A 13,194-nucleotide genomic window follows, 5' to 3' on the forward strand; every position below is an offset into this window, starting at 1 on the left:
GTCAGAAATCTTATCAACAGTTGTTTCCAGGATATCTGCCAATTCTTCAGGAGACGGTTCGCGCTCATATTCCTGCTCTAATTTAGAGAAGGCCTTACTGATTTTACTTAAAGATCCAACCTGGTTAAGCGGTAAACGAACAATACGGCTTTGCTCAGCAATTGCCTGCAAAATAGACTGACGAATCCACCAAACAGCATATGAGATAAATTTAAAACCTTTTGTCTCATCAAAACGCTTGGCAGCCTTAATTAGGCCCAGATTTCCTTCGTTAATTAAATCCCCTAAAGTTAAACCCTGGTTTTGATATTGTTTTGCTACCGAAACCACGAAGCGCAAATTGGTTTTAGTTAAACGTTCTAACGCAGCCTGATCGCCCTCACGTATTTTTCTTGCTAATATTACTTCTTCTTCCGCGGTAATTAAATCCACTTTACCAATTTCGTGAAGGTATTTGTCTAGAGATTGACTTTCGCGATTGGTAATCGATTGCGTGATTTTGAGTTGTCTCATTTATATGCTTTGGTACTCTTTATGTGTTTGAACGTGCAAAAGTAAGAATTTTAAGGCAATTAGAAAACATAAATTACTGAAAACGTTACACTTTACACGTATTAATTATACAATAATTTAGCAGCAAAAATTATTCCAAAATACTTTTGTCAGTATCAATGTCGTTATATTGTAAAACATAGTGTTGTTATTGAATATCAATGTTAATATTGTGTTTTACAACAATAATTGAGGCCGTCTAAAGCCAAAATAAATGTTTGTCTTTATGATGTCAGGAAATAAAACATAATTAGCATCTTTAAAAATGGGGAAAATAGGGGAATATTAATTGCATTGATTAATGACTTATAATAAAAACATATCATGCCAATAATTATAAACTTAGACGTAATGCTTGCTAAAAGAAAGATGTCTTTAACAGAGCTTAGCATGAGGGTAGGAGTAACAATGTCTAACCTTTCTATATTAAAAACTGGAAAGGCAAAAGCAATCAGATTGGAAACTATGGATGCGATATGCAATGTTCTGGACTGCCAGCCTGGCGATATCCTGGAGTTTCGCAGGTGATTTTGGAGAGCCCACCGTCATCTTATAGTTCACTCGTCATCTCGACGATAGGAGAGATCTCCTGGCCATAAAATAGCTTCTAAGCAAGTTTGTATAAGCAAGAGATCCCTTGGTTCTCGGGATTACGAAGCAGAATGACGGCGTTGGCCATGGCATAAACCTATAAAACAAGAGCCTGATCAACATTGAAGTTAATCAGGCTCTTACAAAATATATAAATAGATATTTAAGTCAAATCTGAAATCTCTGCGTCAGGGGCATTTTTTTTAACCGACTCAATGCCGTTATCTCTGCTTGCAACACTTTCGTACATTTCGCTGTTGCCAATAATTTGCCCGTTAGTTGCTTTTAAATTAAAATAAGGTTTGCCATTTGATGATGTTTTTTTCTCGTATTTACCATCGTCCTGAGAGTTTTTCTTTACAGACTCAATTCCGTTGGTACATCCACTTTTGCTTGAATACCCTTCGCTAGTTAAAATTACCTGGCCATTTCCTGCCTTTAAATTAAATTGGAATTCTCCATTCTTTCTTGTTGTGATTTCAAATTTGCCCATAATCTTTTTTTAATTTATTTTTAAAGTAGACTGTTTTAATAAACCAATTTATAAAAAACTAAACAAAACCAAACAATTATTATTTTTTTGTTTAAGGATTAGTGATGCTTTTTAAATCAAAAGTCTGATCTAGCCTTATGCCTTTTTCTGTCTGCTGTAAAGTACAGCATTCATTTACGGCATCATGTTCCAGATAAAGGATATAGCCATTATCAGTTGCTTCCTGTAAAAAAGACTTCTTTTCCTTTAATGTTTGCAGTGGGAACATGTCGTACGCCATAACATAAGGTAAGGGGATGTGTCCAATAGAAGGAAGCAGGTCAGCCATATAAACAATTGTCTTATCCTTATATTTGATTTGGGGTAACATCATTGCGTCTGTATGCCCGTATGCAAATCGAATATTGATGCCATCGTGAAATTGAACTCCATCAACATCTTCAATAAACCGAAGTTGACCACTGTCCTGAATAGGTAAGATGTTTTCTTTTAAAAAAGACGCCTTTTCTCTTTCGTTTGGGTTTACGGCCCAGTCCCAGTGTTTTTGGTTGCTCCAATAGAAAGCATTTTTAAATGCTGGTCTAAGTTTGTCGCCAACACGCATTATTGAACCACCACAGTGATCGAAATGCAGGTGCGTTAAAAAAACATCAGTTATATCGTCTCTTGAAAAACCTTTTGCAGCCAAAGACTTGTCTAAGGTATCATCACCATGTAAGTAATAATGACCTAAAAATTTTTCATCCTGTTTATCACCGATACCATTATCTATTAATATTAATCTATCACCGTCTTCAATTAACAAGCACCTCATTGCCCAGGTGCACATGTTATTCGCATCAGATGGCGTTGTTTTTTGCCAGATGGATTTAGGTACCACACCAAACATGGCGCCTCCATCAAGTTTAAATAAGCCTGTATTTATAGTATGTAGATTCATATTTTAAAATTAATGAAAAAGGCCGCATTGCGCGGCCTTTTTCCAAATATGTTAATGCAAAAATGATTCTTATAAGTGGATTACTTCTCCATATGCATCAGCAGCGGCTTCCATAATCGCTTCACTCATAGTAGGGTGAGGGTGAACAGATTTAATCATTTCATGACCTGTCGTTTCCAGTTTACGGGCAACAACAATTTCAGCAATCATTTCTGTAACGTTAGCACCAATCATATGGGCGCCTAATAATTCTCCGTATTTAGCGTCAAATATTAATTTAACGAAACCATCTTTAGCACCTGCGGCACTTGCCTTACCTGAAGCAGAGAATGGGAATTTCCCGATTTTCAATTCATATCCTGCAGCTTTGGCAGCTTTTTCAGTATAACCTACCGAAGCAATTTCAGGACTGCAATAAGTACACCCCGGGATATTGTTGTAGTCTAAAGGCTCAGGTTTGTGACCGGCAATTTTTTCTACACAAATAATACCTTCTGCCGAAGCAACGTGAGCCAGCGCTTGTCCGCCAACAATATCACCAATAGCATAATAACCTTTTACAGAAGTATTGTAGAATTCATCAACAACTACTTTACCTTTTTCAGTTTTGATGCCAGTTTCTTCTAAACCTAAGTTTTCGATGTTTGCAACCACACCAGCAGCAGAAAGAACGATATCACATTCAAGCGTTTGCATACCTGATGCCGTTTTAACCTGTACTTTGCAGCCAGCACCGCTAGTGTCAACAGATTCAACACTTGAAGAGGTCATCACCTCTATACCTGCTTTTTTAAAGCTGCGTAATAATTGCTTAGATACATCTTCATCTTCAACAGGAACAACATTGTCCATAAACTCAACAACGGTAACCTTAGTACCTAAGGTAGCGTAGAAATAGGCAAATTCTACACCTATAGCACCAGAACCAACAACAACCATAGATTTTGGCTGCTCAGGTAAAACCATAGCTTGTCTGTAGCCAATTACTTTTTTACCATCCTGTTTTAAATTAGGTAATTCTCTTGATCTTCCTCCTGTAGCTAATATAATGTTAGTCGCAGTGTATTCTTTTTGAGAACCATCAGCAGCTTTAACTTCTACCTTGTTTCCAGGTTTAACTTTACCTGAACCCATTATTACATCAATTTTGTTCTTTTTCATTAAGAACTGAACCCCTTTGCTCATACCATCAGCAACGCCACGGCTACGCTTAATGACTGCTGCAAAATCAGCCTCAGCTTCAGCAGTTTTGATACCATATTCTGAAGCATGGTTAATGTATTCAAACACCTGGGCACTTTTTAGTAATGCTTTAGTAGGTATACAGCCCCAGTTAAGGCATATCCCACCTAAGGATTCGCGCTCTACAACTGCAGTTTTCAAACCTAACTGAGAAGCTCTGATTGCAGCTACGTATCCTCCGGGACCGCTGCCTATTACAATTACATCGTAGTTCATATCTTATTATAAAGGAATTTAACTTTAGTAAACGCCCAAAAATAAAAAAAAATGTTCGTTAATACTTCCTTTAAGATTTTTGAGTAAATGATTTACCTAAACAGAATGTTAACATATGACCTTACTAAAACAAAAGACAGTTTGCCGGATAAAAACAATTGACTGATAAACTGTTGGTTATATATTTAATTCCTGTGTTAAATGTTGATAAGTTTTGACTTTATTAATAATTATTTAACATGAAAATTAAAGTGAGCATTAAATTAATATTTAAATTTGCCGCTATCATCAATTTTTGATGTTATTCATAAAAAAACAAAACAATATGAAGAAATCTTTACTATTTAAAATCGTAGTAATCGTTTTGGCATTTGTGGGGTCTATTTCTGCAGTTAATGCACAGGTAACTACATCTGCTATGAACGGTACAGTCAAAGACGCTAAAGGAGCTTTGCCTGGTGCTAGCGTTAAAGCTATACATGTACCAACGGGTACAGTATACTCTGTTTCTACCAACAACGACGGTAGATTTAGCATTGCAAATATGAGACCTGGTGGTCCGTATACTATTGAAGTAAACTATGTAGGCTTCCAAAAAGAAAGTGCTACTGATATTTATTTAAAGTTAGGTGATCCATATACAAGAGCAAATTCAAAATTTACCTACTTTGAGCCGTAGTCTTCAGGATTTTACGCGTTTAACACCTCAGGCAAATGGTAACTCTTTCTCTGGATCAAGTACTCGTTACAACAGCATCAACATCGATGGTGCCATGAACAATGACATCTTTGGTATCGCAGGTTCACCGGCACCGGGTGGTTTAGCCAAAACTCAGCCTATTTCACTTGATGCTGTACAAGAGATTCAAGTTGTTTTAGCTCCTTACGATGTGAGCTATGGTAACTTTACAGGTGGTGGCATTAATGCCATTACCCGTTCAGGAACAAACAATGTAGAAGGATCAGCTTACTTTTTTGGTAGAAACCAGAAACTAGTAGGTAAAAACTTTGCAGGCGAGAAAGCAAACGACTTTTACAGAACTCAATACGGTTTCCGTTTAGGTGCTCCAATTGTTAAGAATAAATTATTCTTCTTTGTAAACGCTGAGCAAACCAGAGATAAAGTTCCTACATCATTTAATGTTGGTGATGCAAATGCTATGCTTTCAGCAACTGATGCCAATACATTAGCTGATTTTGTTAAAAAAACTTATGGCTATGATATTGGTAGCTTTGATAAAATTGATCAGGAAACTAAAAGTGATAAGATTTTTGCGCGCTTAGATTGGAATATCAACAGCAAAAACCAATTGACTTTGCGTCACAATTATATTAAAGCATCTGATGACAACCTTAGCAGAAGCCCTTCTTTCTTCCGGTTAGGAAACAATGGATATAAGTTTGCCAATACTCAAAACATCAGTGTATTGGAGTTAAGGTCTCAAATAAATTCAAGCCTATCAAATAATCTTATTGTGGGTTACTCAAGAATCAGAGATTCACGTGCTACAAATGGTGCTTTATTCCCTCAGGTAGAAATTCAGAACTGGGGCGGACAAGCAGGAAGCACACTTCAGTTCGGTTCAGAAAGAAGCTCTACAGCTAACTCACTTGATCAGGATGTGATTGAATTTACGGATAACTTGAAATTATTAGCTGGTAACCATACTTTTACTTTAGGTACGCACAACGAGTTTTTCAAATTCAGCAACTTGTTCGTAAATAACTACAGAGGTCGTTATCGTTTCAGTAATCTTGACAATTTCTACAATGATAAGCCGAACAATATAGATGTTACTTATCCTGCGATTGCGGGTACTGTTCCTGCTGCTGCATTTAAAGCAGCTCAATTAGGATTTTACTTCCAGGACGAAATCCAAGTAGATCCTACCTTCAGATTGACTGCGGGTTTAAGATTAGATGTTCCTTTATTCTTTGATAAACCCGCTGATAATCCAGCAGTTTCTGCCGCATTCCCAGGTTATGGAACAAGTAATTTACCAAGTGGACAAATTTTAGTTTCTCCTCGTATCGGATTTAACTGGGATGCAACTGGTGACAGAACAATTCAAATACGTGGTGGTAGTGGATTATTTACGGGGCGTGCTCCATTTGTATGGTTCTCTAACCAATATGGAAATACTGGTTTAGATTATAAATCTATTGCATTATCAGGAGCTGCTGCTAATAATGCTGGTTTTGAGCCTGATCCAAACAAACAATCTACAGTTGGGTCGGCTGGAAATACGCTGATTTTAAATTGCCTGGAGGTATGTTAGGTACTWTAGAGGCTATTTACTCTAAAACTGTGAACAACATTCTTTATAAAGATTTAAATGTTAAAGCAAAAGGGACTACTATAGATCCAGCCTTGAGCAATGGAAATGACTTGCGTCCTGCTTACTCAAATAGAGTAAATCCAACCTACACAGGTGCTTATCTTTTAGATAATACCAGTAGAGGCTATTCTTACAGTCTGACTGCTGAGTTAAAGAAAAACTTTTCTAACGGTTTATTCGCAACTGTAGCTTATAACTATGGCGAATCTAAAGATGTAAACTCTGGTGCTAGCAGTACTGCTCAGTCTAACTGGGAGTTTGTTCAGATCGTTAATGACGCTAATAATCCTGATCTTGTTTATTCAAACCAAGACATCCGTCATAGAATTTTAGGTAGCTTATCGTACGCTGTTAACTATGGTCGTCAAAAATCAAGTGGAACTACTTTCTCAGTATTCTATGCGGGTAGTTCAGGCGTTCCTTTTACCTACTTGTATAATGGTGATTTAAATGGTGATGGTGCTTTTGGTAATGATTTATTGTTTGTTCCAAGAACAATGAACGATATCAATATGGTGAAACTTGAAATCAAAGATGCAAAAGGTGTTGTTGTTAAAACCTATACTCCACAAGAGCAATGGGATGCATTAAATACCTACATCAATAACGATTCATACCTTAAAACAATAAGAGGCCAGTATGCAAAAAGAAATGGTGCTCGTTTACCTTGGCAACACCAGGTAGATCTTCGCGTAATGCAAGATATAGGTACCATGATTGGGTCAACTAAAAACCGCTTACAATTATCGTTTGATGTATTTAACTTCACCAACTTATTGAATAAGAAATGGGGTCGTCAATACAGCTATGGCAACCAGGCTTATCAGTTGATTTCGTATAACTCAGGCCTTAAAGGATTTAATTTCTCTCCTACAACTCCTGGTAATACGTCTACTGAATCTTTCGATTCAAGATGGCAAGGACAAATTGGAGTTAGATATTTGTTTAACTAAGAATTATAATCATAAACAAAAAAGGCTCCCAATTTAGGAGCCTTTTTTGTTTAAACAATGAATTATGCACTATAATGCCGTTATCGAACCCAAATATTGGCTGTTCGAGGCACTTAGCCTATCATCAGATACAAAGTACCCCAAGCGGTTCATTTCTCATTTACGGTATGACTTTTAAGATATCGCATCCTTTTATTCTTTGTGCACCACTATTATTAAAGCTCATTTCCTTACTGTTTGGGGCATAAGCCAAAAGCATTACACGATCAGAGTTTTCCTGCGGGATGTTATGTTGTACATCCCAATTAAATTTTAATCCTTCAGCTACCATTTCCACTGTAGGGTTAAATGCCAGTGATAGATCTTCTGTGCTAATTATGATTTTGAATAGTCGATTTCCACATCAGGAAGATAACCCTTTAAAGCATTTGGTTTGTTATATTCAATAGCCAGATTCTGATAATTTTTAGTCGTGCCCCTGGCTTCAGGGCCAAAACCTGTTTTAAGAAGTTGTTTCATTCCAGAAAAGAACTCATTTATGACTTTCATTTGCTGGCGATTGTTAAGTTGTTTGATTGTTGGTGGATTGTTGTTTCTCCGTTGGACCTTATAATTTATTGGCCATTAAGGTCATAGCATGTTACGGCACCTACTTTTTCCGATACACCCCCAAGGATGCCATTTTTAAGTTTACCCATTTTTTTATATCTGATTAAAGTTTAGTTGCAGGGACGCTTGGAAATATCCCAGAGTTAAATATAGATAAATATAATATTGCTTTAAGTGGTTAACTATTAGGTGGTTTGGGATGTTTTTGTAGGGCGTTGCTAGGGACTTAATAGGGGAATAGCCCTAGCATTGCCCTGTCAACAAGAATTTATCTTATACTGGAATTAGTACTTTAACATCATGGTTTACAGATGATTTAAATTTTTGCTTTTAGATAACAGCCATTTTGGGCTAATAGTTAAATTTCAATCAAATGACATTTAGCTATACCATTTCTCTTTTTTTTTACGTTATTACAACGAATAAGTTACAATTGGGATCAGTAAATTATTAGGAGGAGCTATATAATGTCTTTAGAAATTACAGAATCAGAAAAATTACAAATGACTACAAAAGAGTTTTTGAGTGAACATTCTTTTGAAGAAATACATGAGATGCTAGATAAGTTGTACAGTGGATGGGCAGGTCATGCAGCTGTTCAGGTTGAAACTGAAGAGCGACTTAAAACACTAATATTTTTCGATGAATTAAAACAGTTCTTCGAGAAAATAGAAGAAAGCAATTAGGGATATAATCCGCTAATAGTTATTTGTAATTAAAATTAGTAATTTGGATTTACAAGCTAAGTTCTTTTCAATTAAGGTAAGAACAAACGCCTCCAGACTGTGAATCGAATACATTCCTTTTTACTTACCCAAGTCTTGTTAAAATACGTGCTAATATGTAGCATGTTTTGTTTTCTTTTTTTGGCAGCTAATGCTCAAAACAAGCATCGTAAATTTAAAGTAATTGCATTTTATACCGGTAAAAATGATCAGGCTCACATAAGCTTTGTTCATGAAGCCAATAAATGGTTCCCAAGAATGGCAGAGGAGCGTAATTTCACTTATGATTCAACCAATAACTGGGACAATCTTAATGCAAGCTTTCTTTCAAAATATCAGGTGGTTATTTTTTTAGATACACGGCCTGATAAACCAGCGGAGCGACAAGCATTTGAAAATTATATGAAACACGGAGGGGCGTGGATGGGCTTTCACTTTTCGGCCTTTGCATTAACTCCGTCAGACTTTCCACAAAACTGGGATTGGTACCATAATGAATTTCTAGGCTCCGGATCTTATGGAAGCAATACCTGGCGACCAACGTCAGCTGTTCTTCGGGTCGAAGATAAAAAGCATCCTACCACAAAAAACTTACCTGATACATTCAACTCAGCCCCAAATGAGTGGTATAAATGGACAAATGACCTTACAAAGAACCCAAATATTAAAATACTATTGTCAATTGACAGCAGCAGCTTTCCTCTGGGTACAGGGCCTAAACCTTACGAGATATGGCATAGTGGTTATTATCCTGTAGCGTGGACAAATAAGAACTATAAAATGGTATATATGAATATGGGGCATAACGATATTGATTATGAACATACACCTCATAACAAGGATTTATCATTTACGTTTGATAACGAAGTTCAAAATAAACTGGTTCTTAACAGCTTAATTTGGCTCGGCAGTAAATAAGTACAATTCAAACCGAAATATCTACGCTTCATCAACTATTTGTCTTTTCCTGATTAACAGATCTACAGCTTTGTATAAGAAATAAGCTAATAGTGATATGTTAACAGGATGTCTTTTTGAAAATAGAGTAAGTGTCAGGATACTTGGCGATACTTCGGATTTGATTTCATTGCACAAAACTGTGCGTAGAATAACAGTGGTAATAGTTGATTATGAACTCAATGATACCAGCGTTTCTAATCTACTGGTAGATTTTTTAGAAAATATTGAAAAAGCAATTCATAAAAATCTGACTGTTTCTGAGGGCTTTGAAAGTTCATGGACAGAATTGCTAATGATTAGCCGGTTGTTAAGGCTATTATCTGGCTATGTGGTAACGGATGAGCTGGACGAAATCAATATGCTTCTCCTTGAATATATTATCGGAAAAACGATCTCGCCTGCAAATGAGCAGGAGTACATAGGGCTTAATAATTATATAGAGCAGGAATTTTTATGCGTAAACATTAAACAATTTATTAGAAGTTTTGACTGCATAATAAATAAAAAACACACCTATGAAAAACATTAGATATACATTAATTACCGGTGCCAGTTCAGGGTTAGGAAAAGAGTTTTCTATTCAGTGTGCGGCTGTGGGAATGAATATTATTATGGTTGCCCTTCCTGGAAGCAATATGACCTCGATTGCCGAAAACCTCGCGCTTGAATATCAAATAGAGGCTAAAGTGTTTGAATTTGATATAACCGATAGTATATTGCTCATAGAAAGGTTGAATTACATTATAGAAAATTTTGAGGTCGACTTTTTAATTAATAACGCGGGCATTGGTGGTACGGCTTCTATAACAGAAAGCTCCTTAGAAGCTATGGATAGAATTTTGCAGGTTAACATCAGAAGTATGGTTTCTATCACTCAAATGCTATTGCCTCATTTGTTAAAACAACAGAAAAGCCATATCATGAATATCTCTAGTATGGCTGCTTTTACGCCAATAGCTTATAAAACTGTATATCCAGCCTCAAAAGCGTTTATTTCTTCATTTTCATTGGGGTTAAGAGAGGAACTGCACGACACCAATTTGTCGGTTAGTGTGGTTTATCCGGGGCCGATAATGACAAATTCAGGGGTGTCCATAAGGATAATGGGGCAGGGTTCAAAAGGACGGATTGGTTTGTTAACTACAGCCGAGATTGTTCGTATTGCGCTAAAACAAACCATACTTAAAAAAGCGGTAATAATTCCGGGTTTATGGAATAAGATAAATCATAGGCTAATGGGGATTTTACCTATGGAGATGAAACTTAGAATCGTATCGCGCGCAGTCAAAAAAGAAATTGCAATTAAATAATATCCAAAAGAATAATGAAAGTTTTAATAACCGGTGGTAATGGCTTTTTAGGCTCAAATGTCGCTCGTGAATTGTTCAGGCGAGGTTATGAGGTTAAGCTGATGATGAGAGGTACCTCGGATGCTAATGTAATTTCTGATGTGCCATGCGAAATCTATCATGGTGATATCAGTAACCAGGATGAAGTATCTATGGCTGTAAAGGGCTGCGATTATGTAGTGCATACGGCGTCTATAACCCAACAATGGGCCGTAACTTTTAAAGAGTACGAATTAATTAATGTTAGAGGCACTATAAATGTAGTTAATGCTTGCCTGGAACATAATGTGAAAAAGCTAATCCACATTAGTACTGCAAACACTATAGGGCCAGGTAATAAAATTAAGCCGGCTAATGAATTGAACTCCTTTACACTGTTACATGTAAATTCAGGGTATATCAACAGTAAATACATTGCTCAGCAATATGTTTTGGAACAGGTTGAACGTAAAAACCTTCAGGCAATAATTGTAAACCCAACATTTATGATCGGGCAATTTGACGTAAAACCCAGTTCTGGTAAAATCATACTGCATGGTATAAACAAACGGTTGGTTTTTTATCCGCCAGGGGGTAAAAATTTTGTACACATTAATGATGTATGCGCAGGTATTGCTAATGCATTGGAGATAGGTAAAATAGGTGATTGTTACTTGCTGGCTGGGGAGAATTTAACTTATAAAGAGTTCTTTAAATTACTGAATGAGGTAGCTGGACAGGATCCTGCCATGGTACGCATACCTCAATTCGTTTTAAAAATGATAGGAATAATGGGTACATTGGTTGGAGTATTTAGCAAAACATCGGGTAAGCTGACGTATTCTTCGGCCTATATGCTGTGTTTATATAACTACTATTCGGGCAAAAAATCTGAACGGGAACTACTGGTAAAATACACCCCGATAGATAAGGCTATAGGTAGTGCATTAACATGGTTCAAAGAAAATAATTACTGTTGAGCTTACTACTATGTTGATTGGTTTTTTAATAATGCTGATAAGGATGAATCCGGCCAAAGTTGAACAGATTTTTCAGAATAAATATTTTAAATACGGTTTAAGGGTATTGGTGCTGTATGTTTTTAGCCTGATATTTAAATCTTTTGACCTTACGTTTCCGCACGAAGTTGGTTCATTCTTATTAAGAGGGCAGGCTTTTAGTTTGCTGTATATCATTTTCGGCTTATTTTCATGGGAGGGAGCAGCCAGGCTATCGAAATATATAGATAGGAATATTTTTAATAAAAGTGTTTCGTCTAAGCTGTTGCTTTTATGCATTAGCCTTTTGTTATATGGTCTGCTTGTAGCTTATTTGTTTGGGTTATGCTATTCTGTATTCGATATTGTATTATTTAAGCAATATGAAGCCTGGAATCATTTTGTGGCTTTTAGCTATGATTTGAATTTTGGTACTTTCATTTTCTACCTTTTAATACTTGCTTACAATGGTGTGGTTCTTTATTAGGTATATACTGGATAAGAAATTTGAAAATCTGGTAACCATTAAAACAGAACTGGAATTTTTAGAATCTTATTCTTTCCTGATCAGGATAAGGCATCAGAGCAGCATAGAATTCCATATAAACATTAGTGAAGAGGTAAAATGTACAGGTATGGTACCGCCGGCAACTTTGCAAATGCTGGTCGAAAATGCAGTAAAACATAATCGCTTTTCGGCCAATGACCCGCTACGTATTTGTATAAAAGACGAAGGTGAGTATCTTATTATTGCAAACGATCTGAGAAAACGTGCAAGTGTCCAGAATTCTATTGGTGTTGGTTTGGATAATATCAGTAAAAGGTACGAGCTAACAAGTGATAAAAGAATTACCATAACCGAAACAGATAATACATTTACAGTACGCGTACCAATAATACATAGTTATGAAGATTATAATATTTGAGGATGAGAGGCATAATGCCGAAAGGTTGATTCAACTTCTGCAAAAATGTTTGCCCGTGATTGATGTGGTGGCTATTATTGAGTCTGTTGAAGACGGTGTTAAATGGCTGGATGATCAGGCTAATACTGCTGATCTGATATTTATGGATATACAATTATCGGATGGTAATTGCTTTGAACTTTTTGAAAGGAGGGATGTTCAAATCCCTATTATTTTTACAACGGCGTACGACAGTTTTGCATTGCAGGCATTTAAGTTTTATAGTGTTGATTATTTGATGAAACCAATTGATGTAAAAGACCGTAAGCGGGCAATGGAGAAG

The 13,194-nt window shown here is 36.3% G+C and carries 17 protein-coding genes; 12 read left to right on the top strand and 5 right to left on the bottom strand.

The genetic code is table 11. The features are described 5' to 3' along the window. Positions 1-513 (bottom strand): sigma-70 family RNA polymerase sigma factor (locus tag AC1DDX_RS21075; protein WP_477622539.1); only part of this gene is annotated, 513 nt, incomplete at its 3' end. 363 nt (positions 514-876) lie between these two features. Here AC1DDX_RS21075 and AC1DDX_RS21080 point away from each other — a divergent pair. Next, positions 877-1,080 carry a helix-turn-helix domain-containing protein gene (locus AC1DDX_RS21080; protein ID WP_172660486.1) on the top strand — a complete coding sequence of 68 codons (204 nt, stop codon included), beginning with the start codon at positions 877-879 and terminating at the stop codon, positions 1,078-1,080. A gap of 226 nt (positions 1,081-1,306) precedes the next feature. Here AC1DDX_RS21080 and AC1DDX_RS21085 read toward each other — a convergent pair whose 3' ends face one another. The 3 genes from AC1DDX_RS21085 to lpdA all read right to left on the bottom strand — a co-directional run bounded on the left by AC1DDX_RS21085 (position 1,307) and on the right by lpdA (position 4,034). Further along, positions 1,307-1,636, bottom strand: a complete 330-nt coding sequence (locus AC1DDX_RS21085) for a YegP family protein (RefSeq protein WP_172660485.1) — start codon at positions 1,634-1,636, stop codon at positions 1,307-1,309. Positions 1,637-1,727: 91 nt separating this feature from the next. Then, entirely contained in the window at positions 1,728-2,576 is an 849-nt protein-coding gene (locus AC1DDX_RS21090) for an MBL fold metallo-hydrolase (protein WP_288884411.1), read from the bottom strand. Positions 2,577-2,645: 69 nt separating this feature from the next. Continuing rightward, positions 2,646-4,034, bottom strand: coding sequence for a dihydrolipoyl dehydrogenase (gene lpdA, locus AC1DDX_RS21095; RefSeq protein ID WP_048904475.1), 1,389 nt, complete (start codon positions 4,032-4,034; stop codon positions 2,646-2,648). Between the two features lie 325 nt (positions 4,035-4,359). Between lpdA and AC1DDX_RS21100 the strand changes: the two genes are divergently transcribed. The 3 genes from AC1DDX_RS21100 to AC1DDX_RS21110 are packed head-to-tail and all read left to right on the top strand — an operon-like array spanning position 4,360 to position 7,326. Beyond that, positions 4,360-4,713: a carboxypeptidase-like regulatory domain-containing protein gene (locus tag AC1DDX_RS21100; protein ID WP_477622540.1), complete on the top strand. Its 354-nt coding sequence runs from the start codon at positions 4,360-4,362 to the stop codon at positions 4,711-4,713. Beyond that, on the top strand, positions 4,703-6,313 hold the full coding sequence (locus AC1DDX_RS21105) for a TonB-dependent receptor plug domain-containing protein (RefSeq protein ID WP_477622541.1): 1,611 nt from the start codon (positions 4,703-4,705) through the stop codon (positions 6,311-6,313). Before AC1DDX_RS21100 ends, AC1DDX_RS21105 begins: the two co-directional genes overlap by 11 nt. Beyond that, the gene (locus tag AC1DDX_RS21110) at positions 6,307-7,326 is read left to right on the top strand and encodes an outer membrane beta-barrel protein (protein ID WP_477622542.1); all 1,020 of its coding nucleotides are present in this window, start codon (positions 6,307-6,309) and stop codon (positions 7,324-7,326) included. The genes AC1DDX_RS21105 and AC1DDX_RS21110 overlap by 7 nt, the downstream gene beginning before the upstream one ends. Positions 7,327-7,701: 375 nt before the next feature. On the opposite strand, the gene AC1DDX_RS21115 is transcribed toward AC1DDX_RS21110, so the two are convergent. Next, positions 7,702-7,944: a DUF6266 family protein gene (locus tag AC1DDX_RS21115; protein WP_288882394.1), complete on the bottom strand. Its 243-nt coding sequence runs from the start codon at positions 7,942-7,944 to the stop codon at positions 7,702-7,704. Positions 7,945-8,438: 494 nt separating this feature from the next. On the opposite strand from AC1DDX_RS21115, the gene AC1DDX_RS21120 reads away from it, so the two are divergent. From AC1DDX_RS21120 to AC1DDX_RS21155, 8 genes are all read left to right on the top strand, one after another. Further along, complete coding sequence (locus AC1DDX_RS21120) at positions 8,439-8,621, top strand: hypothetical protein (protein WP_172663867.1); 183 nt, start codon at positions 8,439-8,441, stop codon at positions 8,619-8,621. A 162-nt stretch (positions 8,622-8,783) separates the two neighbouring features. Continuing rightward, the gene (locus tag AC1DDX_RS21125) at positions 8,784-9,578 is read left to right on the top strand and encodes a ThuA domain-containing protein (RefSeq protein ID WP_172663866.1); all 795 of its coding nucleotides are present in this window, start codon (positions 8,784-8,786) and stop codon (positions 9,576-9,578) included. Positions 9,579-9,675: 97 nt separating this feature from the next. Further along, positions 9,676-10,149, top strand: coding sequence for a hypothetical protein (locus AC1DDX_RS21130; protein ID WP_288882279.1), 474 nt, complete (start codon positions 9,676-9,678; stop codon positions 10,147-10,149). Further along, positions 10,136-10,930: an SDR family NAD(P)-dependent oxidoreductase gene (locus AC1DDX_RS21135; protein ID WP_337715216.1), complete on the top strand. Its 795-nt coding sequence runs from the start codon at positions 10,136-10,138 to the stop codon at positions 10,928-10,930. The genes AC1DDX_RS21130 and AC1DDX_RS21135 overlap by 14 nt, the downstream gene beginning before the upstream one ends. A gap of 14 nt (positions 10,931-10,944) precedes the next feature. After that, positions 10,945-11,928 carry an NAD-dependent epimerase/dehydratase family protein gene (locus AC1DDX_RS21140; RefSeq protein ID WP_288882282.1) on the top strand — a complete coding sequence of 328 codons (984 nt, stop codon included), beginning with the start codon at positions 10,945-10,947 and terminating at the stop codon, positions 11,926-11,928. Positions 11,929-11,971: 43 nt separating this feature from the next. Then, positions 11,972-12,433 (top strand): hypothetical protein, encoded by a 462-nt coding sequence (locus AC1DDX_RS21145; protein ID WP_477622543.1) that lies wholly within the window; start codon positions 11,972-11,974, stop codon positions 12,431-12,433. After that, complete coding sequence (locus tag AC1DDX_RS21150; RefSeq protein WP_477622544.1) at positions 12,414-12,872, top strand: LytS family sensor histidine kinase; 459 nt, start codon at positions 12,414-12,416, stop codon at positions 12,870-12,872. Before AC1DDX_RS21145 ends, AC1DDX_RS21150 begins: the two co-directional genes overlap by 20 nt. Continuing rightward, on the top strand, positions 12,853-13,194 hold a 342-nt coding region (locus AC1DDX_RS21155; protein ID WP_477622545.1), incomplete at its 3' end, for a LytR/AlgR family response regulator transcription factor. The genes AC1DDX_RS21150 and AC1DDX_RS21155, both read left to right, overlap by 20 nt.

The sequence above is a fragment of the Pedobacter sp. 10L46_2 genome, from assembly GCF_056395165.1.

Coding starts and splice junctions, on each gene's coding strand:
- AC1DDX_RS21080 (WP_172660486.1), top strand. CDS start 877: ATGCCAATAATTATAAACTTAGACGTAATGCTTGCTAAAAGAAAGATG.
- AC1DDX_RS21085 (WP_172660485.1), bottom strand. CDS start 1,636: ATGGGCAAATTTGAAATCACAACAAGAAAGAATGGAGAATTCCAATTT.
- AC1DDX_RS21090 (WP_288884411.1), bottom strand. CDS start 2,576: ATGAATCTACATACTATAAATACAGGCTTATTTAAACTTGATGGAGGC.
- lpdA (WP_048904475.1), bottom strand. CDS start 4,034: ATGAACTACGATGTAATTGTAATAGGCAGCGGTCCCGGAGGATACGTA.
- AC1DDX_RS21100 (WP_477622540.1), top strand. CDS start 4,360: ATGAAGAAATCTTTACTATTTAAAATCGTAGTAATCGTTTTGGCATTT.
- AC1DDX_RS21120 (WP_172663867.1), top strand. CDS start 8,439: ATGACTACAAAAGAGTTTTTGAGTGAACATTCTTTTGAAGAAATACAT.
- AC1DDX_RS21125 (WP_172663866.1), top strand. CDS start 8,784: ATGTTTTGTTTTCTTTTTTTGGCAGCTAATGCTCAAAACAAGCATCGT.
- AC1DDX_RS21130 (WP_288882279.1), top strand. CDS start 9,676: ATGTTAACAGGATGTCTTTTTGAAAATAGAGTAAGTGTCAGGATACTT.
- AC1DDX_RS21135 (WP_337715216.1), top strand. CDS start 10,136: ATGAAAAACATTAGATATACATTAATTACCGGTGCCAGTTCAGGGTTA.
- AC1DDX_RS21140 (WP_288882282.1), top strand. CDS start 10,945: ATGAAAGTTTTAATAACCGGTGGTAATGGCTTTTTAGGCTCAAATGTC.
- AC1DDX_RS21145 (WP_477622543.1), top strand. CDS start 11,972: ATGAATCCGGCCAAAGTTGAACAGATTTTTCAGAATAAATATTTTAAA.
- AC1DDX_RS21150 (WP_477622544.1), top strand. CDS start 12,414: ATGGTGTGGTTCTTTATTAGGTATATACTGGATAAGAAATTTGAAAAT.